This window comes from Sinorhizobium glycinis (assembly GCF_001651865.1).
GTDB lineage: Bacteria > Pseudomonadota > Alphaproteobacteria > Rhizobiales > Rhizobiaceae > Sinorhizobium > Sinorhizobium glycinis.
On record NZ_LPUX01000060.1, the window covers coordinates 40,770 to 66,124 of the forward strand.

Sequence of the window (25,355 nt, forward strand, 5' to 3'; positions counted from 1 at the left end):
GCATGCCTATCACCAATGCCATGGTGCTCGCGGCCGGTCTGGGCACCCGCCTGCGGCCAATCACCGACACACTGCCGAAGCCACTCGTCCGGATCGCCGGCAAGCCGATGATCGACTATGTGCTGGACCTGCTCGCGGCCGCCGGCGTGACCAAGGCGGCGGTGAACGTCCATCACTTCGCCGACCAGATGGAGGCCCATCTCATGCGGCGCGAGACGCCGCGCATCGTGATTTCCGACGAGCGGGAGGCACTGATGAATTCCGGCGGCGGGCTTGCCAAGGGGCTGAAGCTTCTGGATAACGGGCCTGTCCTGGTGATGAATGCCGATCTCTTCTGGGTCGGCGAGAAAGCCGGGCAACCCTGCAACCTCAGGAGGCTCACCGAGTTCTTCGATCCCGAGCGCATGGACATGGCGCTGCTCTGCGTGCGCCTGGAGGATACGACAGGACACAACGGCAAGAAGGACTTCTCGCTATCCGAGGACGGGCGGCTGACGCGCTATGAGGAGGGCCTGGAGAATCCGGTCGTCTATGCCGGCGCGATCGCGATGGACTCGCGGCTTTTCGCCGATGCGCCCACCGAGGCGTTCAACCTCAACATCTATTTCGACCGGGCGATCGCCGGGAAACGGCTGTTCGGCCTGATGCTCGAAGGCCAATGGATGACCGTCGGCACGCCCGACGCGATCGAGGAGGCGGAGGCCGTGGTCCGGCGCTTCGAACCGGGAGGGTAAGGTGCCCGGCCCTGCCAGTAACGTCTTCACCATTCCTGCCGGCCTGCCCTTCCTGAAAACGCTGGCGGAAAAGCTCTTGGGCGGCGTACTGACGCCGGGTTTCCGATACGATCCGGCCGATCCCTTGGCGCTCGCCGGCGTGACGATCTTCGTGCCGACCCGGCGTGCGGCCCGTGTGCTGCGCTCGGAATTCGTCGATCTGCTCGGCGGCCGCTCGGCGATCCTGCCGGTGATCCGCCCGCTCGGCGAGACGGACGACGACAGCGGCTTCTTCGATGCCGAGATGCCGGCGATCCTCGATCTTGCGCCGCCGCTTTCCGGCACCGCACGGCTGATCGAGCTCGGTCGGCTCATTCTTGCCTGGCGCAACCGCCTGCCGCAGGTGGTCCTCGACGTTCATGCCGAAAGCCCGCTGCTTGCGCCCGCGAGCCCCGCCGACGCGATCTGGCTCGCGCGCAATCTCTCCGAGCTGATCGACGCGATCGAGACGGAGGAGCTCGACTGGGATGCGCTCGACGGGCTCGATGCCGGCGAACATGCGCTCTGGTGGCAATTGACGCTCGCCTTCCTGAAGATCGCCCGAACCTACTGGCCGGAGCGGCTCAACGAGCTCAAGCATTCCTCGCCGGCGCGGCATCGCAACGCCGTGCTCAAGGCCGAAACGCAGCGCATCGCCGCCGGCAAGGTCGAAGGGCCGATCATCATCGCCGGCTCGACGGGCTCGATTCCTGCGACGGCCGCCCTGATCGCCGCGGTGAAGGCGCTGCCGAACGGCACGATCGTGCTTCCCGGCCTGGACCTCATGATGAGCGACGCGGAATGGGACCTGATCGCCGGCGACGGAACAGGCTCGAAGGGACCAGACCCGGCAAGCCGCACCCATCCGCAATATGGCTTTCACCGCTTGCTGACGCGCATGCGTATCGAACGGCGCGACGTCCCGGTGCTGGGGTCGCTTGATGACGATCTCGGCTATCGCAGCGCGGTTCTTTCGCGGTCGCTGCTGCCGGCTGAGGCCACCCATGGTTGGACCGAGGCCCGCGACGGTTTCGACCCGGAGAGGCTCCTTGCCGCCTTCGCCGACGTGGCGTTGATCGAGGCGGCGAACGAGCGCGAAGAGGCGACCGCGATCGCCATTGCGCTGAGGCTCGCGCTCGAAGGTGACGAAGAGAGCCAGGCGGCGCTGATCACACCCGATCGCGGCCTTGCGCGGCGGGTGGGCGCCGAGCTCGCCCGATTCGGCATCGAAGCCGATGATTCTGCCGGCGTTCCGCTCTCGGCAACGGCGGCGGGCGGGCTTACGCGGCTGCTGATCGAGGCGACCCTCAGGCCGGACGATCCCGTAGCCCTGGTCGCGCTGCTCAAGCATCCGCTCGCCCGTTTCGGCCAGACGGCGGAAGCCGCACGCCGCGCCGCCGACGTGCTGGAGCTTCTGGCGCTGCGCGGCGGCACCGACGTTCCCGATATTTCCGCCCTCGACACCGTGCTCGACAGGGCGCTCGCCAGACAGCGTACCGAGCGGCATCCGAGGCCGTGGCGCGGCGGCATCGATCAGAACGATATCGAACTCGCACGGGCCCTCGCACGGCGAATTTCCGCAGCGGTCGAGCCGCTGACCAATACCATCTGCGGCGTCACGGAAAGCGGTCGCCATCACACGACAGTCCTGACCCTGGCCGATTGGGCGGAACGCACCGGCCGCACGCTGGAAGCCGTCGCCATCAACGAGCGCGGCAGCCTCGGCGGTCTCTGGGGTTCGGAAGCCGGCGAAGCATTGGCGACGCTGCTTCGCGGCATCATCGAAACCGACGGGCAGCTGGAGACCGACGGGGCGCAATGGTGCGATATCATCGAGGCGCTTGCCGCCAGCGAAGCGGTCAAGCCGCGATCGATGCGGCACCCGCGCGTCTTCATCTTCGGGGCGCTGGAATCGCGCCTGCAGAGCGTCGATCTCGTCGTGCTCGGCGGAATGAACGAAGGCACCTGGCCGGGGCAGACGTCGAACGACCCGTTCCTGTCGCGGACGATGAAATCGGGCATCGGCCTCGAACCGCCGGAGCGGCGCATCGGCCAGCTGGCCCATGATTTCCAGATGGCCTGCGGAACGCGCCGCCTGGTCCTTTCCCGATCCATGCGCCAGGGCTCGGCGCCGACGGTCGCCTCGCGATGGCTGCAGCGGCTGCAGGCCCTCGGCGGGAAGACTTTGACCGAACAGCTCAAGGCGAATGGGGCCAGCTATCTTCACTGGATGCGCATCCTCGACGACGGCGAGCGCCAGCCGCTCAGCGAGCGACCGCAGCCGAAGCCGCCGGCCGAACTGCAGCCGCGCAAATATTCCTTCAGCGAAGTCACGAAGCTTCGCCGCGACCCCTATTCCATCTATGCGCGCCGCATATTGCGGCTGGAACCGATCGACTCCTTCAATCAAGATCCGGGTGCTGCCGAACGCGGCCTGCTCTATCACCGGATCGTCGACCGCTTCGTCAAGGGCGGCTTCGATCCCGCCTCCCGCGAGGGGCAAGAGGCGATGGCGCGGCTGATCCGGGAAGCCTTCGACGAGGAGAATCTCCCCGCGCACATCGACACGATCTGGCGGCCGCGCTTCGAAGCCGTGGCAAGGGCATTTCTTTCCTGGGAACGCGAACGCCGGCCCGGCATCGTCAGGTCTTTCACCGAAGTCCCCGCTGCCATGGACATCGGCATCTCGGACATAAGGCTGACCGGCATTGCCGATCGCCTCGACAGGCTCGCGGACGGCAGCGTCGACATCATCGACTACAAGACCGGCTCCAGCCCCTCGGCCAGGGAAGCGCGGGCCTTGCTCGACCCGCAGCTCGCGCTCGAAGCGGCCGCGCTCAAGGCGGGAGCCTTCGGTACGGTCGGGCCGGCCCGGCCGCATTCGCTGCGCTACGTGCGCCTCAAGCCCGGCAGCCGCTTTGCCATCGACACGGTCAACAACGAGAACAGCAAGTCGAAGGAGACGAAATCCGCCGACCAACTGGCGGAGGAATCGCTTGCCGAACTGAAGAAGCTGCTCGCCGCGCTCACCAGCGGACGATACGGCTTCGCCTCGCGGCTGATCGTCCAGAAGGAACGGGACTATGGCGGCGAATACGATCACCTGGCGCGCGTCGCCGAATGGGCGACCGCTGACGGCGAGGACGACGATGAGGAATGATGCCTTCGGCCCGGAGGAGAGGACGCCCAAGGCGTGGCTCGACTGGACGTCCGAGCGGCAATCGCTTGCCTCGGATCCGGCCCGCTCGGCCTGGGTCTCGGCCAATGCCGGCTCCGGCAAGACCCATGTGCTGACGCAACGCGTCATCCGGCTGCTGCTTGCCGGGTGCCGGCCTTCCGCCATTCTCTGCCTGACCTATACGAAGGCCGCAGCCTCCGAGATGTCCAACCGCATCTTCGAGCGCCTCGCCGAGTGGGCGACGCTCCATGACCCCGCATTGGAAAAGCGAATCGAGGCGATCGAGGGAACGCGTCCCTCCACCGCGAAGATCGAAGAGGCGCGGCGGCTCTTTGCAAAGGCGCTCGAAACGCCTGGCGGTCTGAAGATCCAGACGATCCACGCCTTTTGCGAAGCGCTGCTCCACCAGTTTCCGCTCGAGGCCAACGTGGCCGGACACTTTTCGGTCCTCGACGATCGTGCTGCGGCGGTGCTGCTCGCCGATGCGCGGCGCGCCTTGCTGACCGCGACCGCCGAGGAGGGCGAGGCTGAGCTTGCCGATGCCTTCGCAACCGTCCTCGACCTCGCCGACGACACCGGCCTTGAAAAACTGCTCGAGGCGATCGTGGCGAACCGCGGACCGCTCCAGGCTTTTCTCGACCGCACGACCGAGCACGGCGGGCGGGACTGGCACCTGCGCGCTTTTCTCGGCCTTTCCCCGGAAGAATCGGCGGAGAGCGTGATGGCCGGAGCCTGGCCGCTCGCCGGTCTCAACGGCGCCCAGCTTCAGCAATATATCGAGCTGGCGCTGAGCCTCGGTGGGGTGAAACCCGGCGAGATTGCAGAGGGCTTGAAGGCCATCGGGAAGCTCGATGATACGGAAGAGCGCTTTGCAGGGCTGCTGGGCGTGTTCTTCAACGGCGGCGGCAAGCCGAAGGCGGAGTCTGCGTTTTTCAACAAGGCGATGCTGGCCCGGGCGCCGCAGCTGGCACCGCTGATCGACGAAGCGCGCAAGCACATCGTCTCCTGCGCCGATCGCCTCAGCATCCTGCGCATGTTTGAGGCGACGCGCGCGGCGCTGATCTTCGCGGAAAGACTCAACTGCGATTATGAAGACCTCAAGAAGCGGCGCAGCCAACTCGATTTCGAGGACCTGATCAACCGGACGGCCGCGCTGCTATCGCGCGGCGACGTCGGCGCCTGGGTCCACTACAAGCTCGACCAGGGCATCGACCACATTCTCGTCGACGAGGCGCAGGACACGAGCCCCACGCAATGGACGATCATCCAAGCGCTCGCCGCCGATTTCTTCGCCGGCGAATCAGCGCGAATGGACGACCGAACGATCTTTGCGGTCGGCGACGAAAAGCAGTCGATCTATTCCTTTCAAGGCGCGCGTCCCGAGCGCTTTGCGCGCGAAAGCGCGCTGACTGAGCGGCGGGTGCGCGCCGGCAACAAGTATTTCAGCCCCATCCGGCTGCAGCTCTCTTTCCGCTCGACCGTCGACGTGCTTTCCGCCGTCGATACGGTTTTTGCCAATCCGGGCAACGCCAAGGGCTTAAGCGCCCGGAACGAGGCGATCGTGCATGCCTCGAACCGGATCGGCCATCCGGGAGCGGTCGATATCTGGGACGTCATCGCACCCGAGCCGACCGTGTCCGAAGAAGAATGGACGGCGCCCTTCGACGCGACGCCGGAGCGCGCGCCGGTCAACATTCTCGCCCGCCGAATCGCAGCCGTGCTCGAGGACTGGATCGCCAAGGAGACAGTGATCGAAAAGGGTGTCCGGCGGCCGATGCGGCCCGGCGACGTCATCGTGCTGGTGCGGAAGCGCGATGCCTTCGTCAACGCCCTGACGCGCGCCCTGAAGCGCCGCGGCAATATTCCGGTCGCCGGCGCAGACCGGCTGGTGCTGACCAACCATATCGCCGTCCAGGACCTGATGGCGCTCGGCCGCTTCGTGCTCCTGCCCGAGGACGACCTGTCGCTCGCGGCGCTGCTGAAGAGCCCGCTCGTCAATCTCGGCGAGGACGATGTCTTCGAACTGGCGGCGCGCCGGGCGGAGGGCGAAAGCCTCTGGCAGCGGCTGCAACGGCTCGGCGCGGAGGAATCGAGCCGATATCACCGGGTCGTGCGGACCCTCGCAGGCTTCGGCGAGCTCGCCCGCAACCTGCTGCCGCATGATTTCTATGCACGCGTGCTCGGGGCCAACGGCGGCCGGCGCGCCTTCCTGGCGCGGCTCGGCAGTGAAGTCAGCGACATCCTCGACGAATTCCTGACCTTCGCGCTCGACCAGGAGCGGAGCGGGCTGCCCGGCCTGCAGGCCTTCATCTCGACGCTCGAAATCGAAGCGCCGACGGTCAAGCGCGAGCAGGACAAGGAGCGCGACGAGGTGCGCGTCATGACCGTGCATGCCGCCAAGGGCCTCGAGGCCCCGGTTGTCTTCCTGGTCGACGGCGGCGGCGAGGCATTCGTCCGCCAGCAGGTCTCGGACCTGCGCTTCCTGGAGCAGCGCCGGGCCGACGGCTCGCTCGTCAGCATGCCCGTCTGGCGGGCGCCCGGCTCGGCGACGAATTCGCTCATCGCCGCCGACAACGACCGGTTGAAGCGCCTGGCGGAGGAGGAATACCGCCGCCTCCTCTATGTCGGGATGACGCGCGCCGCGGACCGGCTGATCGTCTGCGGCTATCGCGGCCAGCGGCAGAACCTCGATACCTGGCATGCCATGGTTCAGGGGACGCTGGCGCACGATCCGAAAGGCAGGTCGACGCCGATGGTCTTTTGCGCCGGAGGCGAGGAATGGACGGGTCATGCCTGGCGCGAAGCGCATGTGCCGGTCACCATCCCGGGAAGTGGCGATGCGGGACGCCAGGCGGAAGCAGCTGCCTCCGGCCTGCCGCGGGCGCTCTTCACCCCCTTGCCGCCGCAGCGACGACTGCCGCGGCCGCTCGCCCCTTCGGGAACGAGCGTGGCAATCGACGATCCTGATCAGGAGATGATCGTCGGCTCGGCTCTCTTTGCGGAACCGGCGACACCCAAATTCTCGATGCTGCGCGGCGCAATCCTGCATCGGCTGCTGCAGGTGCTCCCGACGATCGACCCGACGGAGCGCCGAAGTGCGGCGGAACGCTATCTCAGCCGCGCCGTGCCGCGCTGGCCGGAGGCAGAGCGGCAGGCCCTCGCCGGTGCCGTGATGGACGTGCTCGATCATCCGGACCTGCAGCCTCTTTTTGGCGAGCACAGCCGCGCGGAAGTGTCCGTCATGGGGACCCTCAAGCTCGGCAGCCACGAGTTCGCCGTGTCCGGCCGGCTCGACCGCTTGGCGATGGCCGGCGAGATCGTGACGATCGCCGATTACAAGACGAACCGCGAGGTGCCGGCGTCCGCCGACGACGTTCCGCCCGTTTACCGGCGGCAGCTCGCCATTTATCGCGAACTGCTGAAACCGCTCTATCCTGGCAAGCAATTCCGCTCGGTGCTGATCTTCACCGAGGGTCCGGCGGTTCGGGTGCTTCCCGACAGGATGCTGGACGGGAGCCTTGAAGACCTCGCGACAAAGTGAGATACACGATATTGAAAATCCGGTGGCGAGGCCTCACATGAGGCACAACATCTGGACAATGCCATTCCGAAGGAGCAGCCGATGGCAACTGTAAAAGTCGATGCGTCCAATTTTCAAAAGGAAGTCCTGAATTCCGCCGAGCCGGTCGTCGTCGACTTCTGGGCCGAATGGTGCGGCCCGTGCAAAATGATCGCGCCGAGCCTCGAAGAAATCGCCACCGAGCTTGCTGGCAAGGTCAAGGTCGCCAAGCTCAATATCGATGAAAATCCTGAACTGGCCGCCCAGTACGGCGTCCGCTCGATTCCGACGCTCGCCATGTTCAAGTCCGGCGAAGTTGCCGACATCAAGGTCGGCGCTGCGCCGAAGACCGCGCTGAGCTCCTGGATTTCCAACGCGGTCTAAGCTGCGGAATCATTGGCAAGGGATATGGAAAAGCCCGGCTCGCCGGGCTTTTTTCTTGCTCGTAGGAGACAGCGAAGGCTTGCGCTTGCCCCTCACCCTACCCTCTCCCCGCACGCGGGGAGAGGGGACTTGAGCGGCCGCGGCAAATCCCTTCTCCCCATTAGACTAGAGCGGGATGCGCTCACATACGTTCGCGTCGCCGCTCTAAACCTTTGTTTTTGCCGCATTTGTGCGACGTCAGGTGATTCCACCTGACTGCAAAATGCTCTAGAATGGGGAGAAGGTGGCCGGCAGGCCGGATGAGGGGCAGACGCGGCTGAGCCGAACTCGTCTTCCTACCGCGGCGGCGTGCCGTTCTCCGAAAGCACATCGCCGACCAGATAGAGCGAACCGCCGATCAGGATGCGCGCCGGCACCGGGTCCTCTTCGGTAAGCTCGGCGACGAGGCCGAGCGCTTCCGCGACCGAGGAGGTGGCATTTGCCTCCAGCCCGGCAGAGGCTGCATCGGCGGCCAGCGCCACCGGATCCAGCCCCGCATCCGAGCCGTGGATCGGCACCGTGAAGACCTGCTCGGCGAGATCGAGGAAGGCCTTGAAATAGCCGACAGGATCCTTGGTGTTGATCATGCCGATGATCAGGAAGAGCGGTCGCGGATCGCGCTCCTCGAAGGTGGCCATCGCTTCGGCGATCACCTGGCCGGCGCCGGGATTGTGGCCGCCGTCGATCCAGATCTCGGCGGCCGGCGGCCCGTAATGCGAAAGCTTGCCGCCGGCCAGGCGCTGCAGCCGGCCCGGCCATTCGACGCCGGCCAGGCCCTTCTCGATCGCCGCCTCCGGCACGTCGAAGCCGGCCGCCCGGACGGCGCGGATCGCCGCCGCCGCATTGGCATATTGATGCCGGCCCGGCAGGCGCGGCAGCGGCAGGTCGGCAAGGCCGTTCTCGTCCTGGAAGACCAGCCTGCCGAATTCCTCATGCGCCATGAAATCCTGGCCGTAGACGGACACGGGGCAGCCAAGCCGCTCGGCGGTATCGACGAGCACCTCGCGCACGCCGTCCTCCTCCTGATGGCCGATCACCACCGGGCAGCCGCGCTTCATGATTCCGGCCTTTTCGGCGGCGATCAGTTCCACCCGATCGCCGAGATAGGCCTGGTGATCGAGCGAGATCGGCATGATCACGGAGACCGCCGGCCGGGCGATGACGTTCGTCGCATCGAAGCGGCCGCCGAGGCCCACTTCGATGACCGCGACATCGGCCGGATGCTCGGCGAAAAGCAGGAAGGTGACCGCCGTCAGGATCTCGAAGACGGTGATCTTCTGGCCGTTGTTGGCCTCTGCGACGCGCCGCACCGCATCGGCGAGGACAGGGTCGCTGACAAGCGCACCCCTGCCGCCCTTGACGCCCAGCCGATAGCGCTCGTGCCAGTTCACCAGGTGCGGTGAAGTGTGGACATGGACGCTGAGGCCCGCCGCCTCGAGGATCGCGCACGAAAATGCCGTGACGGAGCCTTTGCCGTTGGTGCCGGCGACGTGGATGATCGGCGGCAGCCGGTCCTGCGGGTTTCCGAGCGCGGCTAGCAGCCGCGTGATCCTGTCGAGCGACAGGTCGAATCCCTTGGGATGCAGGGCAAGAAGCTTGTCGATCTCCTGTGCCGCCTCGCTGACCTGTGCCGCCGCCATGTTCCTGCCTCGAAAAAGATGATCCGCTGCTCAATGATTCCTTAAAACGGATTCGCAGCAAATCAAAACGCTAACGGCGGCGTTTGCGCGTCCCGATGGGACGCGCAACGCTCAATACACAGGAGTTGGGCGGCGGGCTATGCCCGGGCTGCGAGCGGCAAAGGCGAAACCTGGGAGCCGCTCTCGCGCCTTGCGGCCTCTGCCGGCTTCTTCATCAGGATCTTCAGCACGCGCGCAAGCGTCGCCGGAAGGTCGTGACGCTTGACCACCATGTCGACCATGCCGTGCTCCAGGAGGTATTCGGAGGTCTGGAAGCCGTCGGGGAGCTTTTCGCGCAGCGTCTGCTCGATCACCCGCTTGCCGGCAAAACCGATCTCCGCACCGGGCTCCGCCAGGTGAATGTCGCCCAGCATGGCATAGGATGCGGTCACGCCGCCGGTGGTGGGATTGGTCAGGACGACGATATAGGGAAGCCCCGCTTCCTTCAGCAGATTCACCGCAACGGTGGTGCGCGGGAGCTGCATCAGCGAGAGGATGCCTTCCTGCATGCGGGCTCCACCGGAGGCCGGGAATATCACCAGCGGGCACTTCTCGGCAATCGCCTTCTCGAAGGCCTTGATGATCGCTTCGCCGGCCGCCATGCCGAGCGAGCCGCCGATGAAGTTGAATTCGTGTACGACGGCGACCAGCTTGACGCCCTGGACGAGGCCAAGGCCCGCAACGATCGTGTCCTCAAGTTCGGTCTTGGCGCGGCTGTCGCGCAAGCGGTCGAGATATTTCTTCGAATCGCGGAACTTCAGCGGATCCTGCGCCACCTTCGGCTGCGGCAGCGTTTCGTAGATTCCGCCGTCAAAGAGATCTTTCAGACGGGCCTTTGCCGGCATCTTCATATGATGGCCGGATTGCGGGATGACCCACTTGTTCTCTTCGAGATCGCGATGGAACACCATCTCGCCGGTTTCAGGGCACTTGATCCAGAGGTTCTCCGGAACTTCCCTGCGGCCGAGCATCGAATTGATCTTCGGCCGAACGTAGTTTGTGATCCAGTTCACTTATAGACTCCTGAAGCTGTCCCTCGGCTTCTGCGCGCCAATATGGGCGATTATTCGGCTGCCGCAAGGCGTGCCGCCCGCACCCCGGCCGAAAGCCCGCGAATCAGCGCCTCGACGCCCGGCACCGTCGCCTCCGTAACGCGGCCTTCTTCCGTCAGGCTCGAGGCGATCTGGTTGACGATAGCCGTCCCCACCACGACCCCGTCGGCCGAGGCGCCGATCACCCGCGCATGTTCGGCTGTCTTGACGCCGAAGCCGACACAAACGGGCAGTTTCGTATGCGACTTGATCCGCGCCACGGCACCGGCGATCAGCGATGGATCGGGCAGAGCCGAACCCGTAATGCCGGTCATCGAAACGTAATAGACGAAACCGGATGTGTTTTCGAGAACCTTGGGCAGACGGCGGTCGTCCGTCGTCGGCGTCGCCAGACGAATGAAGCTGATGCCCTTTTCCAGCGCCGGGATGCACAGCTCGTCGTCCATTTCCGGAGGCAGATCGACGACGATCAGCCCGTCGACACCCGCCTCGACGGCGTCATTCAGGAACCGCTCGACGCCGTAAATATAGATCGGGTTATAATAGCCCATCAGCACGATCGGGGTTCGCTGGTCCTCGGTCCGGAAACGGCGGGCGAGCTCGAGCGTCTTGGCGAGCGTCTGCCCGGCTTTCAGCGCGCGCTGGCCGGCGAGCTGGATCGCCGGCCCGTCGGCCATCGGATCGGAAAAGGGCACGCCGAGCTCGATCACGTCGGCGCCCGCCTTCGGCAGCGCCTGCATGATCGCCAGCGACGTTTCAAAATCGGGATCGCCGCCCATGAAATAGGTGACAAGGACCGGGCGACCTTCCGCCGCGACGTCGGCGAACCTCTGCTCCATGCGTGCGGTCATACTCGTTACTGCCCCATTCCCAGAATTTTGCCGACGGTGAAAATGTCCTTGTCGCCGCGACCGGATAGATTCATCAGGATGATCTCGTCCTTGCCCATCTTCGGCGCACGCTTGACGACTTCGGCCAGCGCATGCGACGGCTCGAGCGCCGGAATGATGCCTTCGAGCCGCGTCAGGGTCTGGAAGGCTTCGAGCGCTTCATGGTCCATGATCGGCACATATTCGACCCGGCCGACATCGTTGAGCCAGGCATGTTCCGGACCGATACCCGGATAATCGAGACCGGCCGAGATGGAGTGGCCCTCCTTGATCTGGCCGTCGCCATCCTGAAGCAGGTAGGTGCGGTTGCCATGCAGGACACCAGGCGATCCGGCAGTGATCGAGGCGCAGTGCTCGTCGCCGTCAAGTCCCTTTCCGCCCGCTTCGACACCGACGATCTTCACGTCTTCGTCGTCCAGGAACGGGTGGAAGATGCCGATCGCGTTCGAACCGCCGCCGACCGCCGCGATGACGAGATCGGGCAGGCGGCCCTCGGCAGCGAGAATCTGTTCCTTGGCCTCCTGGCCGATCACCGCCTGGAAGTCGCGCACCATCTCCGGATAGGGATGCGGGCCGGCGGCGGTGCCGATCAGGTAATAGGTGCTGTGGACATTCGTCACCCAGTCGCGCAGCGCCTCGTTCATGGCGTCCTTCAGCGTGCCGTTGCCGGCGGTCACCGGCCTCACCTCGGCACCGAGCAGCTTCATGCGGAAGACGTTCGGCGCCTGGCGCTCGACATCGGTCGCGCCCATGTAGACGACGCAGGGAAGGCCGAAGCGGGCCGCGACGGTCGCCGAGGCAACGCCGTGCTGACCGGCACCCGTCTCGGCGATGATGCGGGTCTTGCCCATGCGCTTGGCGAGCAGAATCTGGCCGATGCAATTGTTGATCTTGTGCGAGCCGGTGTGGTTCAGCTCCTCGCGCTTGAAATAGATCTTCGCGCCGCCGAGCTCGGCGGTCAGCCGCTCGGCGAAATAGAGCGGGCTGGGTCGGCCGATATAGTGGGCGCCGAGCCCTTCGAGCTCCGCCTTGAAGGTCGGGTCGTTCTTGGCCTTGCTCCATTCGTCCTGGAGATCGAGGATCAGCGGCATCAGAGTCTCGGCGACGAAACGACCGCCGAAGATACCGAAACGGCCGTCCTCGTCCGGTCCGGCCCTGAAGGAGTTCGGTTTTGGCAGCTGATTCACGTCTTGCTCCCTGATCGTGGCCGTACGGCTTCGGCGCGGCGCACCGAATCGAAAAACGCATCCATGAGCTTCAAATCCTTGACACCCGGCGCACTCTCGACCCCGGAGGATATATCGACGGCACGTGCGCCGGTCAGCGCAAGAGCCTCGCCGATGTTTTCTGCATTCAGTCCACCGGAAAGCATGTAATCGACGCTTCCGTCAAGCGCGTCGAGCAGTCTCCAGTCGAACGCAACGCCGTTGCCGCCCGGCAGTTCGGACCCGGCGGGCGGCCTGGCATCGAAGAGGAAACGATCCGCGATGCCGAGATAGGGGTCGATCCTGTCGAGATCGGCCGCCTCGCGGATCGACAGCGCCTTCATGACCGGAAGACCGTAGATCGCCTTGACGGTCAGCACCCGCTCCGGATCCTCGGCGCCGTGGAGCTGCAGGATGTCCGGCCTGAGCGCGGAAACGATCTCGTCGAGATCGTCATTGTCCGCGTCGACCGTGACGGCCACGATCTTCGCCCGGCCGCGAATGCGCTCGGCAAGACGACCGGCGTCGTCCGGCTCGATGTTGCGCGGGCTCTTGGGGAAGAAGATGAAACCCGTGTGCGAAGCGCCATGTGCCACGGCGTGCTCCACGGCCTCCGTGGTCTTCAGTCCACATATCTTCACTTCCGTTTTCATGGGAAGCGACCTTGCACGAAATGCCGCCCGAGTCGAGCAAAACCGTTGCAGTGCAGGGCGTGATCTTTCATGAGCCGCGGTGATGGACGTTTCCAGCTCGGACGATTTTATCCTACTGACGGAAAACGCGTCGGCCGGTGGGCTTGCCCCCTCATCCCGCTGCCGCGACCTTCTCCCCGCGAGCGGACCGCGAGCGGGGAGAAGGGATATGCCGCACCGCAGAGGTCCCCTCTCCCCGCGCGCGGGGAGAGGGCTAGGGTGAGGGGCAATCTTAATCCTCTACGCGGCACCGCCCAACCCATCAGCATCGATCTCGTCTAACCAAAATCGATGGCGTGCAGCATGGTGCCGTTGCGCTTCAGCCAGCGCCTGGCGTCATTCGTATCCGGGCACAGCCTTTCGCATAGCGCCCAGAAATCCGGACCGTGGTTCATCTCTTGGAGATGCGCCACCTCATGGGCGGCGAGATAGGCGATCACCTTCGGTGGCGCCATCGCGATCCGCCAGGAAAAGCTCAAGTCTCCCTCGGCGGAGCAGGATCCCCAGCGGCTGCGGGTGTCCTTGAGGCTGAGCGAGCGCACCCGCCGGCCGATCCGGCCTGCATAGACGGCAACGAGGCGTTCCAGTTCCGCGCGCGCCTCCTTCTTCAGGAAATCAGCGATGCGCCTGCGCAAATGCTCCTCGGCGCCGCCCACCCGCAACACCGCCTCGTCGTCGGCGATAACGGATTCGGTCAGGCCGCGAAGCCGCCCGGTCCGCTCGATGCGATGGGCGACGCCGCGGATCAGGATGGTCCCGCCGTGCTCGAGTTCGCTTTCGCCGGAGAAGCGGGCGAGCTTGGTCATCAGCCAGCCCTGATGGCGGCTGAGGAATGCGCTGACTTCGTGCTCCGGCAGGCCTTCGGGAACCGTGAGCTTCAGGGCGCGCCCGCCCGGCTCGATGCGCAGCGTCATCCGCGTCGCGCGTGCGTTCTGCCGGATGGTCAAGGGAAGGCGCTTGCCGGCCACCTCGATGTCGCGTGTGACATCAAGGCGCGTTTCACTGCCGCGGCGGCGCTTGAAAGAAGGAAACATGAGGCCTTTCTAGCCGATTCGCCGACCGCTGGCAGCTGCCCTACAGTCTGTCCCGGCGTTTCATGTGAAACGCCGGGATCCCGTTTCTCTCAATCAGTTCGTCTCGGGTGCAGGCCCGGGGCGACCGTTCTTGCGCTCGCGCATGAAGCGGTCGAATTCCTCCTGGTCCTTTGCGCGCCGGAGCTGGCGGACATAGGCGTCGAACTCCGCGCGCATCTCGTCGAGCTTGCGGCGTTCCTCGTCGAGGCGGGCAAGTTCCGCCTCGCGCCAGTCGTCGAAGGCGACATTGCCGGTCCGATGGTGGGCCCAATGGCCGCGATGGTTCCGGCGGAAGCCGGCGCACATGCGGTCCACGCTGTCGTTGGCGTCCTTCTTGAAGGTCTTCAGCTTGTCGCCGAAAAGGATGTAGGCGAGCATCGCCAGGCCGAGCGGCCAGAACACGATGAAACCGAGCACCATCAATGCAATGGTCGCAGGCGTCCAGTCCGGACGGATCAATGCAGATTGGTTCATCTTCCGTATTCCTCGCAGTCAACGGGCCGCCCGTTGCGGCCCGATGAAAACGATGTGGGAAAGACCGGAGATGTCTGCAAGATGCGCCGGATGGGAATCGGACAAGCCCTTGACTCTGCGGCAGCAAATCGCTGCCGCACGGCCTCCGGGTGTTATCGGGATCGGCCGCTTGATGCGCGCCTCAGGCCGATTTTCCGCCCTTGATGATCTGCTTCACCGGTCGTGAGTGACGCGAGTGCTGGCGCTGGAAGGCGACGATGCGGGGTGCGATCTCGCCGCGGAAGCGAGAGCCGTTGAAGACGCCGTAGTGGCCGACATCCGGCTGCATGTAGTGCTGACGCATATGCTCAGGGATGTTGGTGCAGATCGTCTGCGCCGCCTGGGTCTGGCCGAGGCCGGATATGTCGTCGTTCTCGCCCTCGACCGTCAGCAGTGCCACCTTGCGGATCGCCGTCGGGTCGACGCGCTTGCCGCGGTGCATCATTTCGCCCTTCGGCAAAGCATGCTGCATGAACACGACCTGCACCGTCTGCAGGTAGAATTCCGCCGTCAGGTCCATGACCGCGAGATATTCGTCGTAGAAATCGCGGTGCTTGTCGGCGGCATCGCCGTCATTCTTGACGAGATGAGCGAAAAACTCCTTGTGAGCGACCAGATGGCGGTCAAGGTTCATCGACATGAAGCCGGAAAGCTGCAGGAAACCCGGATAGACCATGCGCATGAAGCCGGGCTGCGGCCACGGCACCGGCATGATGACGTTGTCGCGGAACCATTCGACCGGCCGCTGCTCGGCCAGCTGATTGACGGCGGTGGGGTTGATGCGCGTGTCGATCGGGCCGCCCATCAGCGTCATGGATGCAGGCGACAGCGGGTCGTTTTCCGCCTCCATCAGAGCGACCGCGGCAAGAACCGGAACGGCCGGCTGGCAGACGCCGATGACGTGGGTATCGGGCCCGAGGTGATGCAGGATCTGGATGACGTAGTCGATATAGTCGTCGAGATCGAAGGTGCCTTCGCTGAGCGGCACCATGCGGGCATCCATCCAGTCCGTGATGTAGATGTCGGACTCGGGCAGCAGCGCCTCGACGGTGCCGCGCAGCAGCGTCGCATAGTGGCCGGACATCGGCGCGACGAGCAGCACCTTCGGATCCGGCGTCCGCCCCTTCGGGAGCGAGCGCTCGAAATGGATGAGATTGCAGAAGGGCGCCCGCCAGACGATCTTCTCCCGGACCGGCACCGGCTGGCCGTCGACGACCGTCTCGGGCAGGCCGAATTCGGGCTTGCCGTAACGGCGCGTGGCGCGTTCGAAGACTTCCAGCCCTGCGGCCGCGGTGCGGCCGAAATAGGTGTGCGAGACCGGATTCATCGGATTCTTGAAGGCGAGCCGCATGGCATCCGCGGCCGTGCGCCACGGAGCCATCATGGCATGGTTCATTTCGTAGAGCTGGTAGAACATGGGACGCGTACCCCTTGTTTCAATCAATCTCGGCGCCGCTCCCAGGTCGGACGCAAGCCTTGCGAGTGTTTGTCTTGGTGTCCGCAATCGCTTCCAGACTACCACTTTTTTTGTGCAGTGCAACAAAGACGCCCCCGTGATTTGAGGACGGCCTGCTCACGGAAATCATATTACTAATTTATTGAGATAACATTATGCGGGCCTGTCGCGCTATGATGTTCGTACCTCAAAGCGCGGAAATTCCGTAAAAACCGGCGGCAGTCCCCAGGAAAATCGCCTGCCGTTCCGCTTTCGTGCGATTGGAAGTGAGCGCCCGGGCGGCGGCGAACCACTCGGAGTAGTCGGCGTCAAGTAGCACAACCGGCCAATCGCTGCCGAACATCACCCGTTCGGCGCCGAAGACCCCGACGAGATGCGTGACATAGGGGCGCAATCGTTCGATCGACCACTTGCCGCCAGCCTCGGTCACGAGCCCCGACAGCTTGACGTGAACGTTCGGGCGGCGGGCGAGCGCCGCCATATCGGCGCGCCAGGGTTCGAGGCGGCCTTCTGCGATGAAAGGCTTGGCGCCGTGGTCGACGACGATGGCAAGGTCCGGCAGGCGATCGGCAAGCGCGGCGATCACCGGCAGGTGGCGCGGCTGGATGAGCGCGTCGAAACGCAGGTCCAGCTGCGCCAGCATCTCGAGCGTGGCGATCGCTTCAGGCCGCAGGATCCAGGCGGTTTCGGCGATACTTTGCAGCATCGGCCGGATGCCTTTGAATTTCGGGTGCATCTTCAACCGCCGAAGCTCGGCACCGGCGTCGTGGGCTAGGATGTCGATCCAGCCGACGACCGCCGCAACCGTCTCTTCGCGCTTGGCGATCTCCAGCAGGAACTCGGTCTCCGCAACATTCGGCGCCGCCTGGACGAGGACGGTGCGGCTGACGCCAGCGGCGCTGAGATGCGGCTTCAGATCGCCGGGGCAGAAGTCGCGGAAGATCGGTTCAAGATCCGGTCCTGGCCAGTCGTTATGACCGAGGCCCAAAGTCCAGTAGTGCTGGTGGGCATCGATGAAGCTCATGCGGCACCGACCGTGATGACCGCCTTTACAAGACCGGCTTTGTCATGTGCCCAAAGCGGCAGGTCGTGAACCGCCTGGTCGAGGGTGGTCCTGTGGGTGACGAGCTTGTCGACGGGCACGAGGCCTTTGCCGATCGAGGCGATGACGTGATCGAAATCCTCGCGCGTCGCATTGCGGCTTGCCACCAGCGTCATCTCGCGCTTGTGGAATTCCGGGTCAGAGAAACGGATGTAGTTTTTCACCACGCTGACGAACACCAGGGTCCCGCCGTGGGCAACATGGGCGAAGGAGCGTTCCATCGAGATCGCATTGCCGGTGGCGTCGAAGACGACGTCGAAACCGTCACCATCGGTCGCTTGGGCAACGGCCTTTCCCAGCCCCTCACCGGCGAGAAGGCCGCCTGAAAAGCCGAGCTCGTCCGCAGCGAAGCCCAGCCGCTCGGCGCTCGTGTCGAGAAGCGTTACCTCGTGCCCGGCAATCCGCGAGAAGATCGCCGTTCCGAGGCCGATCGGGCCGGCACCGATCACCAGCGACCGGGCGCCGGGCGCCACCCCGGAGCGCCTGACCGCATGGGCGCCGATCGCCAGGAATTCCACCGTCGCGGCCGCTTCGGGGGAAAGACCGTTCGCCGGATAGAGGTTCTGTTCCGGCATGAGGATCTCTTCGCAGAAGGCGCCGTCGGTGTGGACGCCGAGAACCCGGATCGCCGTGCAGCAATTCGGCTTTCCCCGCCGGCAGGCAATGCAGCTCCCGCAGGAGATGTAGGGATTGACGACCACCAGAGTTCCCGGTGCGAGCCGGGAACCGTGGCCGGCCTCGACCACGGTCGCGGAAATCTCGTGGCCCATGACGCGCGGATATTCGAGGAAGGGGTGCTTGCCTTCGAAGATGTGATAGTCGGTGCCGCAGATGCCGACACGGCTGACGGCAAGGCGAGCCCAGCCCTCGGGGGGCGCCACCGGCCGGGGTCGGTCGGTGATTTCCAGGCGACCGGGTTCTGAACAGACGACAGCTTTCATGGGACGTTCCGTAGTTTGATCTTCGCGGTTTTGGCCGGCCTTGGCGGGGCGCAGTTCAACGCGCCCCCCGGCGCCTGAGTTGGTCGAAATAGACGATCACGATGATCAGCACGCCGGTGATGATGCGCTGCCAGAAGGAGTTGACGTTCAAGAGGTTGGCGCCGTTGTTGATGGTCGCCAGGATGAAGGCGCCGAGAAGCGGGCCGTGGACCGAACCGACGGCGCCGAAAAGGCTGGTGCCGCCGATGACAGACGAGGCGATCGCCTGCAATTCCCAGCCCTCCGCCTGGGTGGCGTTGCCTATGCCGATGCGCGAGGCCAGCAGCAGCCCGACAAAGGCGGCGCAGGTCGAAGACAGGATATAGGCGAGATAGATCGTCCGGTTGACGTTGACGCCAGAAAGGCGGGCCGCCTCGCTGTTCGAGCCGACGGCAAAGAGATAGCGGCCGAAGCGGCTCAGATGCAGGAAGACGTAAGCAGGGATCGCGACGACGATGACCATCCAGAAGAGGCTCGGGACACCGAGGAAGTCGGCGCGGGAGAAGTTGGTGAAGGTCTCGTTGGTGATCGAGATCGTCGAGCCGTTGGTGATCAGCAGGCCGATGCCGCGCAGCGACGTCAGCGTCGCAAGCGTGATGATGAAGGGCGGCAGGCCCATGCGGACGATGCCGAAAGCGTGAAAGACGCCGATCAGCACGCCGATCAGGAGCGTCGCAAGCAGCGCCAGCCAGAGCGGCACGCCGGCGGCGAGCAGCCAGGCGACGATGACGCTGGTGAAGCCGACGACCGCGCCGACCGACAAGTCGATGCCGGCGGTGATGATGACGAAGGTCTGGCCGACCGCGAGGATCGCAGTCATCGCCCCCTGTCGCAGCAGGTTGCTGATATTGTTCGGCGTCCAGAAGGCGCTCGTCGCCAGGCCGAGCAGCAGCCAGAGGACGACCAGCAGCCCGAGTAGCGTCAGCCCGAACAGGATGCTGACCCCTCTCTTCGGTGTCGGTCCTGCGCTGCTTTCTACCGTTTCCACACTCATTGCGTCCTCCCTGCAGTCGTTTTTATTTCGATCTAAAGCTGGAGCGGGATGCCGGCGGATCACCGCCTACGCTTTTCCTCATCCCGCTCCAACGATCAGGCATTGATCGCCTGCGCCAACACGTCCTCATGGCTGGCGGCGCGGTAATCGTGGCTTGCCACCAGCCGCCCCTGCCGGAAAACGTGCAGGCGATCCGCGAGCTCGTAGACTTCCGGCAGATAGGAGGAGATCAGGATGATCCCCGCCCCTTTTTCCAGCAAGCGCGCGAAGAGCCGGTAGATTTCCGCCTTGGTGCCGACGTCGACGCCGACGGTAGGCTCATCGAAGATGAACAGCTTCGCGCCGTGGCTCAGCCATTTGCCGATGACGATCTTCTGCTGGTTGCCGCCGGACATGGCGGAGGCAAGCACGCGGCGCGACGGCGTTTTGATCTGCAGGTCGCGGATCTGGCGATCGGCATTGGCGGCCTCCTCGGCGCGGTTGATCGTCAAACCGCGCGTCAATTTCCGGAAGACCGGCAGGTTGATGTTGAGACCGATCGGCAGGTTGAGGCAGAGGCCCTGGTCGCGGCGGCTTTCCGGCGCAAGCGCGACGCCGAGCTCCATCGCCTTGCGCTCGTTGTCGATCTCGACCTTGCGGCCCTGCCAGAACACCTCGCCGGCGGTGAGCGGATGGCGGCCGTAAAGGCCGAGCGCGAATTCGCTGCGCCCCGCGCCGATCAGGCCATAAAGCCCGACGATCTCGCCGGCCCTGACGGAAAGCGATATGTCGCTGAAACCGGGGCCGGAAAGCCCGCGCGCCTCGACGATCGTCTCGCCGAGTGCGAACTGCTCCTTGTGATAGATCTGCTCGATGGTGCGGTTGATCATCAGCGCGATCAGTTCAGCCTCGTTGGTCGCGGAGATATCACGCGTGCCGACATGGGTGCCGTCGCGCAGCACCGAGACGCGGTCGGCAAGCTCGAAGACTTCCTCGAGCCGGTGGCTGATATAGACGATGGTGACGCCCTCGCCCTGCAGCCGGCGAATGAGGCGGAAAAGCTGGGCCGATTCCTGCCGCGTCAGGTAGGCCGTCGGCTCGTCGAAGATCAGGAAACGGGTGCCGCGCATGGCGGCGCGGGCGGTCGCGACAAGCTGCTGCTGGCCGATGGTCAGGCTGCCGAGGGTCGCGTTGGCCGGCAGGCTGAAGCCGAGGTCATCGAGGACGCCCTGGGCCGCATCGGTCATGGCCCGCTTGCGCATGAGACCGCGCCGGTTCATCTCGTCGCCGAGGAACATGTTGGCCGCGACGCTCAAGTGCGGGCAGAGAACGACTTCCTGGTGAACGGCATTGATGCCGCGGGCGATCGCCTCGTTGGGGCTCGCCAGCAGGACCGGCTCGCCTTGCCAGAACACCTCGCCGGCGGTTCGCGGGATGACGCCGGTCAGAAGCTTGATCAGCGTCGACTTGCCGGCGCCGTTTTCGCCTACGATCGCGTGAATCTCTCCGGAGAGGAAGGTGATGGTCGCGGGCTTCAGCGCCTGGACGGCGCCATAGTTCTTCTGCAGGCCACGCAGCTCGAGGATCGGCTTGCCCTTCGGAACGGCCGCCTCGAGTTCGCCTTCGTGCCGATGGCTGACCTCTTGAAGCCCTGTCATAGTACCCTCCTCACTTTCCGGTCCGCGACGGCCGGCTCCTCCTGCCGGCCGTCGCGCGCCAAAGACAAGTCGTGGCGCAGGACATCCAGACGCCACGACGCATTCGCGACAGGTCAGTTGACCTTCGGGTTCAGGAGCGCGTCGATCTTCGGCTCGGACATGTTGGCCTTGGTGACCAGGTTCGCGCCGGTATCGACATTGGCTTCGACCTTCTCGCCCTTCGAAACAGCAAGCGCCGTCTTCACGCCATCATAACCCATGCGATAGGGATCCTGCACGACAAGACCGGCCAGCACGCCTTCCTTGAGGAACCCGACGGTCTTTTCGTCGCTGTCGAAGCCGATGACCTTGATCTTGTCTCCGAGCTTGTTCTCGGCAATCGCCTGGCCGGCTCCCTGAGCCATGATCAGGTTCGAGGCGAAGACGCCGACGAGGTTCGGATTGGCGGTGATCAGGTCGGTCATGATGTTGAGGCCGGTCGTCGCCTGGCCGTCGGCATATTTGTCGGCGACCACCTTCAGGCCCGGATACTTGGTCTTGACCTGATCGAGAAAGCCTTCGCGGCGCTGGTCGAGCGAGCCGACGCCCGGCAGGCTGGTGATGATGGCGACCTCGCCTTCTTCCTTGCCGGTCGCTTCCTTGATCGCCGCGGCAAGGCCGTCGGCGGCGATGCGGCCGCCCTGGACGTTGTCGGTCGTCAGGAACGACGAGAACGCCTTCGAATCGGCGCCCGAATCGATGCCGATGATCGGCACCGCCTTGGCGGCCTCGTCGATCGGCTTGCCAAGCGCCTTGAACTCGGTCGGGGCGATGACCACCGCGGCCGGTGCGCCGGCGACGGCGTTCTCAAGAATGCTGATCTGGCCGTTGATGTCGGATTCGGATTGCGCGCCGAGTTCCGGCACGTTGACCCCGAGGTCCTTGCCGGCGGCACGAGCGCCCGCGAGCACGATCTGCCAATAGAAGGAGGTCGTGTCCTTGACGATGATCGGGATGGTAACGTCCTGCGCGAAGGACGGCACTGGCGCCATGGCGGCGAAGAAGGCCGCGCCGGCGAGCGCGTTGAAGGCGCGGCGGGAAAGAATGCGTCTGGAAATGCTCATCAGGTTTCTCCTCTCAAGTAACACCCTGTTCCGTTATCGAGGCCGATCCGCCAGGTGCTCGCAGATCGTCTTTTATCAATAAAAAACATTTTGGCACGCTAATTCAGACAGATCGAATTGGCAAGGCCACATTGGTTGGTTCCGTTCATTGCGTTCCTCCAAGACGCAAGAAGGATCGCCCGCCGCTTCCGGCAGCGGGCATGATAATCAGACCCTCACGGCTTCCGCTCCGAGCGCGGGCGCAACGAGCGTGTAGGGATCGAAGGCGGCGAATTCATCCGCCGTTATCTTCCTTTGGGTCAGTTCCATGTTCCGCTCGAGGCTCGAGGGCTTGGCAGTGCCGAGCAGGACCGAGGCCACCTGAGGGTTGGCGAGCGGGAACTGCAGGGCCGGCGCGGCGAGCGGCATACCGCGCTCTTGTGCGATCCGCTCCATCTCCGCAACCTTCGTCCGGACCTCGTCCGTCGCCGGCATGTAATCGAAATGCGCCCCTTCCACAGGGCCGGTGGCGAGGATGCCGGAATTGAAGACGCCGCCGACGACAAGCGAGGTCCGTTTCTTCTCGCAGAGCGGAATAAGCTCGGCGACCGCCGAACGGTCGAGAAGCGTGTAGCGTCCGGCGAGCAGGATGCAGTCGATATCCGCATGGCGCATCACGTCGAGGCAGACGGGCACCTCGTTGACGCCAAGGCCATAGGCCGAAATGGCACCGCTCGATTTCAGCGCCTCCAGCGCCTTCAGGCCGGAATCGAGCAATTGCCGGAGGTAGACGGCATTCCTTGCCGCCCCATGGGTGTAGCCGCCAACGTCGTGGACATAGAGGACATCGATGCGGTTGAGGCCGAGGCGGGCGTAGCTCATCTCCACCGACCGCATGATGGCGTCGTAACCGTAGTCATAGCTGACGTCGAAATTCAGCGCCTTGACGTAGGAATAATCGGGGACCTTGTCTTCCGGGACCGGGTGAAGCAGGCGGCCGACCTTGGTGGACAGCACATAGCTGTCGGACGGCTTGTCACGCAGGAAATCGCCGACCCGGCGCTCGGCAAGGCCAAGACCGTAATAGGGCGCCGTGTCGAAATAGCGGATTCCCGCCCCCCAAGCGGCGTCGAGCGTCGCCATCGCCGCCTCGCGCGGGCATTCGCGATAGAGGCCGCCGAGCCCCGCGGTGCCGAAGCTGTATTCGGTGACCGCCAGATCGGTGCGACCGATTTTTCTCGTCTGCATTCCTTGTCTCCTCCCTCCAAGGATGCGTTCTTCACGCATGCGATCAGCTTCGAACCTATTTGCCCCTCTCCTCGGGTTTAACCCGAGGACTAGCCCTCTCCCCGGAAGCGGTGAGAGGGGACTTAGGTTGGCGCCGCGCGTCTCCTTCTCCCCGCACGCGGGGAGAAGGTGCCGGCAGGCGGATGAGGGGCAGCCGCCCCGTTCTCCCCCTAAAGCGTCGCCCCCAGATGCCAGGGGACGAACTCGTTGTCGCCGTAACCGAAAAGCTCGCTCTTGGTCTTGCGGCCCGAGGCCGTGTCGATGATGAGATCGAAGATTCGGCGGCCGAGCTCGGCAATCGTCGCCTCGCCGGAAGCGATCACCCCGCAATCGATGTCCATGTCCTCTTCCATCGCCCGATAGAGCGCCGTGTTGCTGGTCAGCTTGATCGACGGCGCCGGTCGACAGCCGAAGCAACTGCCGCGGCCGGTCGTAAAGGCGATGACATTGGCACCGCCGGCCACCTGGCCGGTCGCCGACACCGGGTCGTAGCCGGGCGTATCCATGAAGACCAGGCCGTGCTCCGTCACGCGTTCCGCGTAATTGTAGACAGCCGTCAACGGCGAGCGCCCGCCCTTGGCAACGGCGCCGAGCGACTTTTCCAGAATGGTCGTCAGGCCGCCGCGCTTGTTGCCCGGCGAAGGATTGTTGTCGAGCGAGGCGCCGTGCATCTCGACGTAATCCTCCCACCAGGAGATCAGCCCGTCGAGCTTCACCGCCACCGCCTCATTGACGGCGCGGCTGCGTAAGAGATGCTCGGCGCCATAGATCTCCGAGGTCTCGGAGAGGATTGCGGTGCCGCCGGCACCGGCGAGAATGTCGACCGCGGCGCCGAGCGCCGGATTCGCCGTGACGCCGGAAAGGCCGTCCGAGCCGCCGCATTGCAGCCCGACAATGATCTCGCTTACCGGAATCGGCACGCGGCGGAAGGTCGCCACCTCCTTGGCGATTTCCTCGAGAGCACCAAGGGCGCGCTCGACCGAGCGGCGCGAGCCGCCGGCCTCCTGGATGTTGAAATGCCGCTTTTCCGCGCCCGAGCCGCTCTGGCCGTAAAGGGTGAGCTGGTTGACCTCGCAGCCGAGCCCGACCATCAGCGCGCCGCCGAAATTGGCGTGGCGGGCATAGCCGGCAAGCGTCCGGTGCAGGTTCTTCATGCCGTCGCCGGAGGACGACATGCCGCAACCCTGGTCGTGGACGATCGGCACGAAACCGTCGATGCTCTCGTAGCGCGGCAGGATGCGCCGGTTGGCCTCCTCGGCGATGGCGCGACAGACGGTGGTGGAACAGTTCACGCTGGCAATGATGCCGATATAGTTGCGGGTCGCCGCACGGCCGTCGGCCCGTCGGTAACCGAGAAAGGTGCGTGCCCTGTCGGCCGCGCTCGCCGCTTCCGGCGGAACCGGCGCGCCGATCGCCAGCCGGTCCTGGTCAAAGGCAAGATTGTGGGAATGCACATGTTCGCCGGCGGCGATATCGCACGTGGCGCGGCCGATCGCCTGGGCATATTTGATGACCGGCTCGCCGGCCGGGATCGCTCGGATCGCCGCCTTGTGGCCGGCTTCGATCCGCGCCATTGCCCTCGGCCCGCCGGGCAGGGTCTCGCCGGGCTCGATCGCCACCGTGGCGACAGCGACATTATCCTCCGGCGAAAGAAGGATCGAAGACGGTGCAGACAATCTCAGGCTCTCCCGGAACGCTTTTCACGGGATGGGCCCCGTGTCCTCTGATTTGTCTTTTATCCACAATAGACAGATTTTCGTCAATGGGTATTATGGTTGTTGTTGCGCAAAGGACGCCGATG

Annotated in this window: 19 protein-coding genes; 4 read left to right on the plus strand and 15 right to left on the minus strand. The window is 64.8% G+C overall.

All coding sequences use genetic code 11. The annotated features are described in order from the left end of the window. The first annotated feature begins 2 nt into the window (after positions 1–2). The 4 genes from AU381_RS13795 to trxA all read left to right on the plus strand — a co-directional run bounded on the left by AU381_RS13795 (position 3) and on the right by trxA (position 7,873). Positions 3–734: a nucleotidyltransferase family protein gene (locus tag AU381_RS13795; protein ID WP_064242325.1), complete on the plus strand. Its 732-nt coding sequence runs from the start codon at positions 3–5 to the stop codon at positions 732–734. A gap of 1 nt (position 735) precedes the next feature. Next, on the plus strand, positions 736–3,912 hold the full coding sequence (gene addB / locus AU381_RS13800) for a double-strand break repair protein AddB (protein WP_064242326.1): 3,177 nt from the start codon (positions 736–738) through the stop codon (positions 3,910–3,912). Continuing rightward, positions 3,902–7,471, plus strand: a complete 3,570-nt coding sequence (gene addA, locus AU381_RS13805; RefSeq protein WP_064242327.1) for a double-strand break repair helicase AddA — start codon at positions 3,902–3,904, stop codon at positions 7,469–7,471. Before addB ends, addA begins: the two co-directional genes overlap by 11 nt. 81 nt (positions 7,472–7,552) lie before the next feature. Continuing rightward, entirely contained in the window at positions 7,553–7,873 is a 321-nt protein-coding gene (trxA, locus tag AU381_RS13810; protein ID WP_064242328.1) for a thioredoxin, read from the plus strand. A gap of 335 nt (positions 7,874–8,208) precedes the next feature. On the opposite strand, the gene AU381_RS13815 is transcribed toward trxA, so the two are convergent. The 15 genes from AU381_RS13815 to AU381_RS13885 all read right to left on the minus strand — a co-directional run bounded on the left by AU381_RS13815 (position 8,209) and on the right by AU381_RS13885 (position 25,230). Next, positions 8,209–9,552 carry a bifunctional folylpolyglutamate synthase/dihydrofolate synthase gene (locus tag AU381_RS13815; RefSeq protein ID WP_064242329.1) on the minus strand — a complete coding sequence of 448 codons (1,344 nt, stop codon included), beginning with the start codon at positions 9,550–9,552 and terminating at the stop codon, positions 8,209–8,211. Between the two features lie 137 nt (positions 9,553–9,689). Then, on the minus strand, positions 9,690–10,604 hold the full coding sequence (accD, locus tag AU381_RS13820; protein ID WP_064242330.1) for an acetyl-CoA carboxylase, carboxyltransferase subunit beta: 915 nt from the start codon (positions 10,602–10,604) through the stop codon (positions 9,690–9,692). Positions 10,605–10,654: 50 nt separating this feature from the next. After that, the gene (trpA, locus tag AU381_RS13825) at positions 10,655–11,494 is read right to left on the minus strand and encodes a tryptophan synthase subunit alpha (protein ID WP_064242331.1); all 840 of its coding nucleotides are present in this window, start codon (positions 11,492–11,494) and stop codon (positions 10,655–10,657) included. A 5-nt stretch (positions 11,495–11,499) separates the two neighbouring features. Then, positions 11,500–12,720, minus strand: a complete 1,221-nt coding sequence (gene trpB, locus AU381_RS13830; protein ID WP_064242332.1) for a tryptophan synthase subunit beta — start codon at positions 12,718–12,720, stop codon at positions 11,500–11,502. Further along, positions 12,717–13,391, minus strand: a complete 675-nt coding sequence (locus AU381_RS13835; protein ID WP_064242333.1) for a phosphoribosylanthranilate isomerase — start codon at positions 13,389–13,391, stop codon at positions 12,717–12,719. The genes trpB and AU381_RS13835 overlap by 4 nt, the downstream gene beginning before the upstream one ends. Before the next feature lie 317 nt (positions 13,392–13,708). Beyond that, on the minus strand, positions 13,709–14,464 hold the full coding sequence (locus tag AU381_RS13840) for a M48 family metallopeptidase (protein ID WP_064242334.1): 756 nt from the start codon (positions 14,462–14,464) through the stop codon (positions 13,709–13,711). A gap of 93 nt (positions 14,465–14,557) precedes the next feature. Then, positions 14,558–14,977: a DUF2852 domain-containing protein gene (locus AU381_RS13845; protein ID WP_064242335.1), complete on the minus strand. Its 420-nt coding sequence runs from the start codon at positions 14,975–14,977 to the stop codon at positions 14,558–14,560. Positions 14,978–15,158: 181 nt separating this feature from the next. Continuing rightward, positions 15,159–16,433, minus strand: a complete 1,275-nt coding sequence (gene phaZ / locus AU381_RS13850) for a polyhydroxyalkanoate depolymerase (protein ID WP_064242336.1) — start codon at positions 16,431–16,433, stop codon at positions 15,159–15,161. 226 nt (positions 16,434–16,659) lie between these two features. Further along, positions 16,660–17,496 (minus strand): amidohydrolase family protein, encoded by an 837-nt coding sequence (locus AU381_RS13855; protein ID WP_064242337.1) that lies wholly within the window; start codon positions 17,494–17,496, stop codon positions 16,660–16,662. Then, positions 17,493–18,515, minus strand: coding sequence for a zinc-binding alcohol dehydrogenase family protein (locus AU381_RS13860; protein WP_064242338.1), 1,023 nt, complete (start codon positions 18,513–18,515; stop codon positions 17,493–17,495). The genes AU381_RS13855 and AU381_RS13860 overlap by 4 nt, the downstream gene beginning before the upstream one ends. Positions 18,516–18,570: 55 nt before the next feature. Then, entirely contained in the window at positions 18,571–19,548 is a 978-nt protein-coding gene (locus tag AU381_RS13865) for an ABC transporter permease (RefSeq protein ID WP_064242339.1), read from the minus strand. A 95-nt stretch (positions 19,549–19,643) separates the two neighbouring features. Next, a complete protein-coding gene (locus AU381_RS13870; protein WP_064242340.1) occupies positions 19,644–21,185 on the minus strand; it encodes a sugar ABC transporter ATP-binding protein in 1,542 nt (513 codons plus the stop codon). A 113-nt stretch (positions 21,186–21,298) separates the two neighbouring features. Then, positions 21,299–22,288: an ABC transporter substrate-binding protein gene (locus AU381_RS13875; protein ID WP_064242341.1), complete on the minus strand. Its 990-nt coding sequence runs from the start codon at positions 22,286–22,288 to the stop codon at positions 21,299–21,301. A 207-nt stretch (positions 22,289–22,495) separates the two neighbouring features. Then, positions 22,496–23,515: an aldo/keto reductase gene (locus tag AU381_RS13880; protein WP_064242342.1), complete on the minus strand. Its 1,020-nt coding sequence runs from the start codon at positions 23,513–23,515 to the stop codon at positions 22,496–22,498. 209 nt (positions 23,516–23,724) lie between these two features. After that, positions 23,725–25,230 (minus strand): UxaA family hydrolase, encoded by a 1,506-nt coding sequence (locus tag AU381_RS13885; RefSeq protein ID WP_064242343.1) that lies wholly within the window; start codon positions 25,228–25,230, stop codon positions 23,725–23,727. Positions 25,231–25,355: the final 125 nt, after the last annotated feature.

Excerpts from the sequence above, each read along its gene's own strand:
- AU381_RS13855 (WP_064242337.1), bottom strand. The coding sequence starts at position 17,496 with ATGAGCTTCATCGATGCCCACCAGCACTACTGGACTTTGGGCCTCGGT.
- AU381_RS13875 (WP_064242341.1), bottom strand. The coding sequence starts at position 22,288 with ATGAGCATTTCCAGACGCATTCTTTCCCGCCGCGCCTTCAACGCGCTC.
- trpA (WP_064242331.1), bottom strand. The coding sequence starts at position 11,494 with ATGACCGCACGCATGGAGCAGAGGTTCGCCGACGTCGCGGCGGAAGGT.
- addA (WP_064242327.1), top strand. The coding sequence starts at position 3,902 with ATGAGGAATGATGCCTTCGGCCCGGAGGAGAGGACGCCCAAGGCGTGG.
- AU381_RS13845 (WP_064242335.1), bottom strand. The coding sequence starts at position 14,977 with ATGAACCAATCTGCATTGATCCGTCCGGACTGGACGCCTGCGACCATT.
- AU381_RS13860 (WP_064242338.1), bottom strand. The coding sequence starts at position 18,515 with ATGAAAGCTGTCGTCTGTTCAGAACCCGGTCGCCTGGAAATCACCGAC.
- AU381_RS13835 (WP_064242333.1), bottom strand. The coding sequence starts at position 13,391 with ATGAAAACGGAAGTGAAGATATGTGGACTGAAGACCACGGAGGCCGTG.
- AU381_RS13840 (WP_064242334.1), bottom strand. The coding sequence starts at position 14,464 with ATGTTTCCTTCTTTCAAGCGCCGCCGCGGCAGTGAAACGCGCCTTGAT.
- trxA (WP_064242328.1), top strand. The coding sequence starts at position 7,553 with ATGGCAACTGTAAAAGTCGATGCGTCCAATTTTCAAAAGGAAGTCCTG.
- AU381_RS13870 (WP_064242340.1), bottom strand. The coding sequence starts at position 21,185 with ATGACAGGGCTTCAAGAGGTCAGCCATCGGCACGAAGGCGAACTCGAG.
- AU381_RS13795 (WP_064242325.1), top strand. The coding sequence starts at position 3 with ATGCCTATCACCAATGCCATGGTGCTCGCGGCCGGTCTGGGCACCCGC.
- AU381_RS13815 (WP_064242329.1), bottom strand. The coding sequence starts at position 9,552 with ATGGCGGCGGCACAGGTCAGCGAGGCGGCACAGGAGATCGACAAGCTT.
- AU381_RS13880 (WP_064242342.1), bottom strand. The coding sequence starts at position 23,515 with ATGCAGACGAGAAAAATCGGTCGCACCGATCTGGCGGTCACCGAATAC.
- AU381_RS13865 (WP_064242339.1), bottom strand. The coding sequence starts at position 19,548 with ATGAGTGTGGAAACGGTAGAAAGCAGCGCAGGACCGACACCGAAGAGA.
- phaZ (WP_064242336.1), bottom strand. The coding sequence starts at position 16,433 with ATGTTCTACCAGCTCTACGAAATGAACCATGCCATGATGGCTCCGTGG.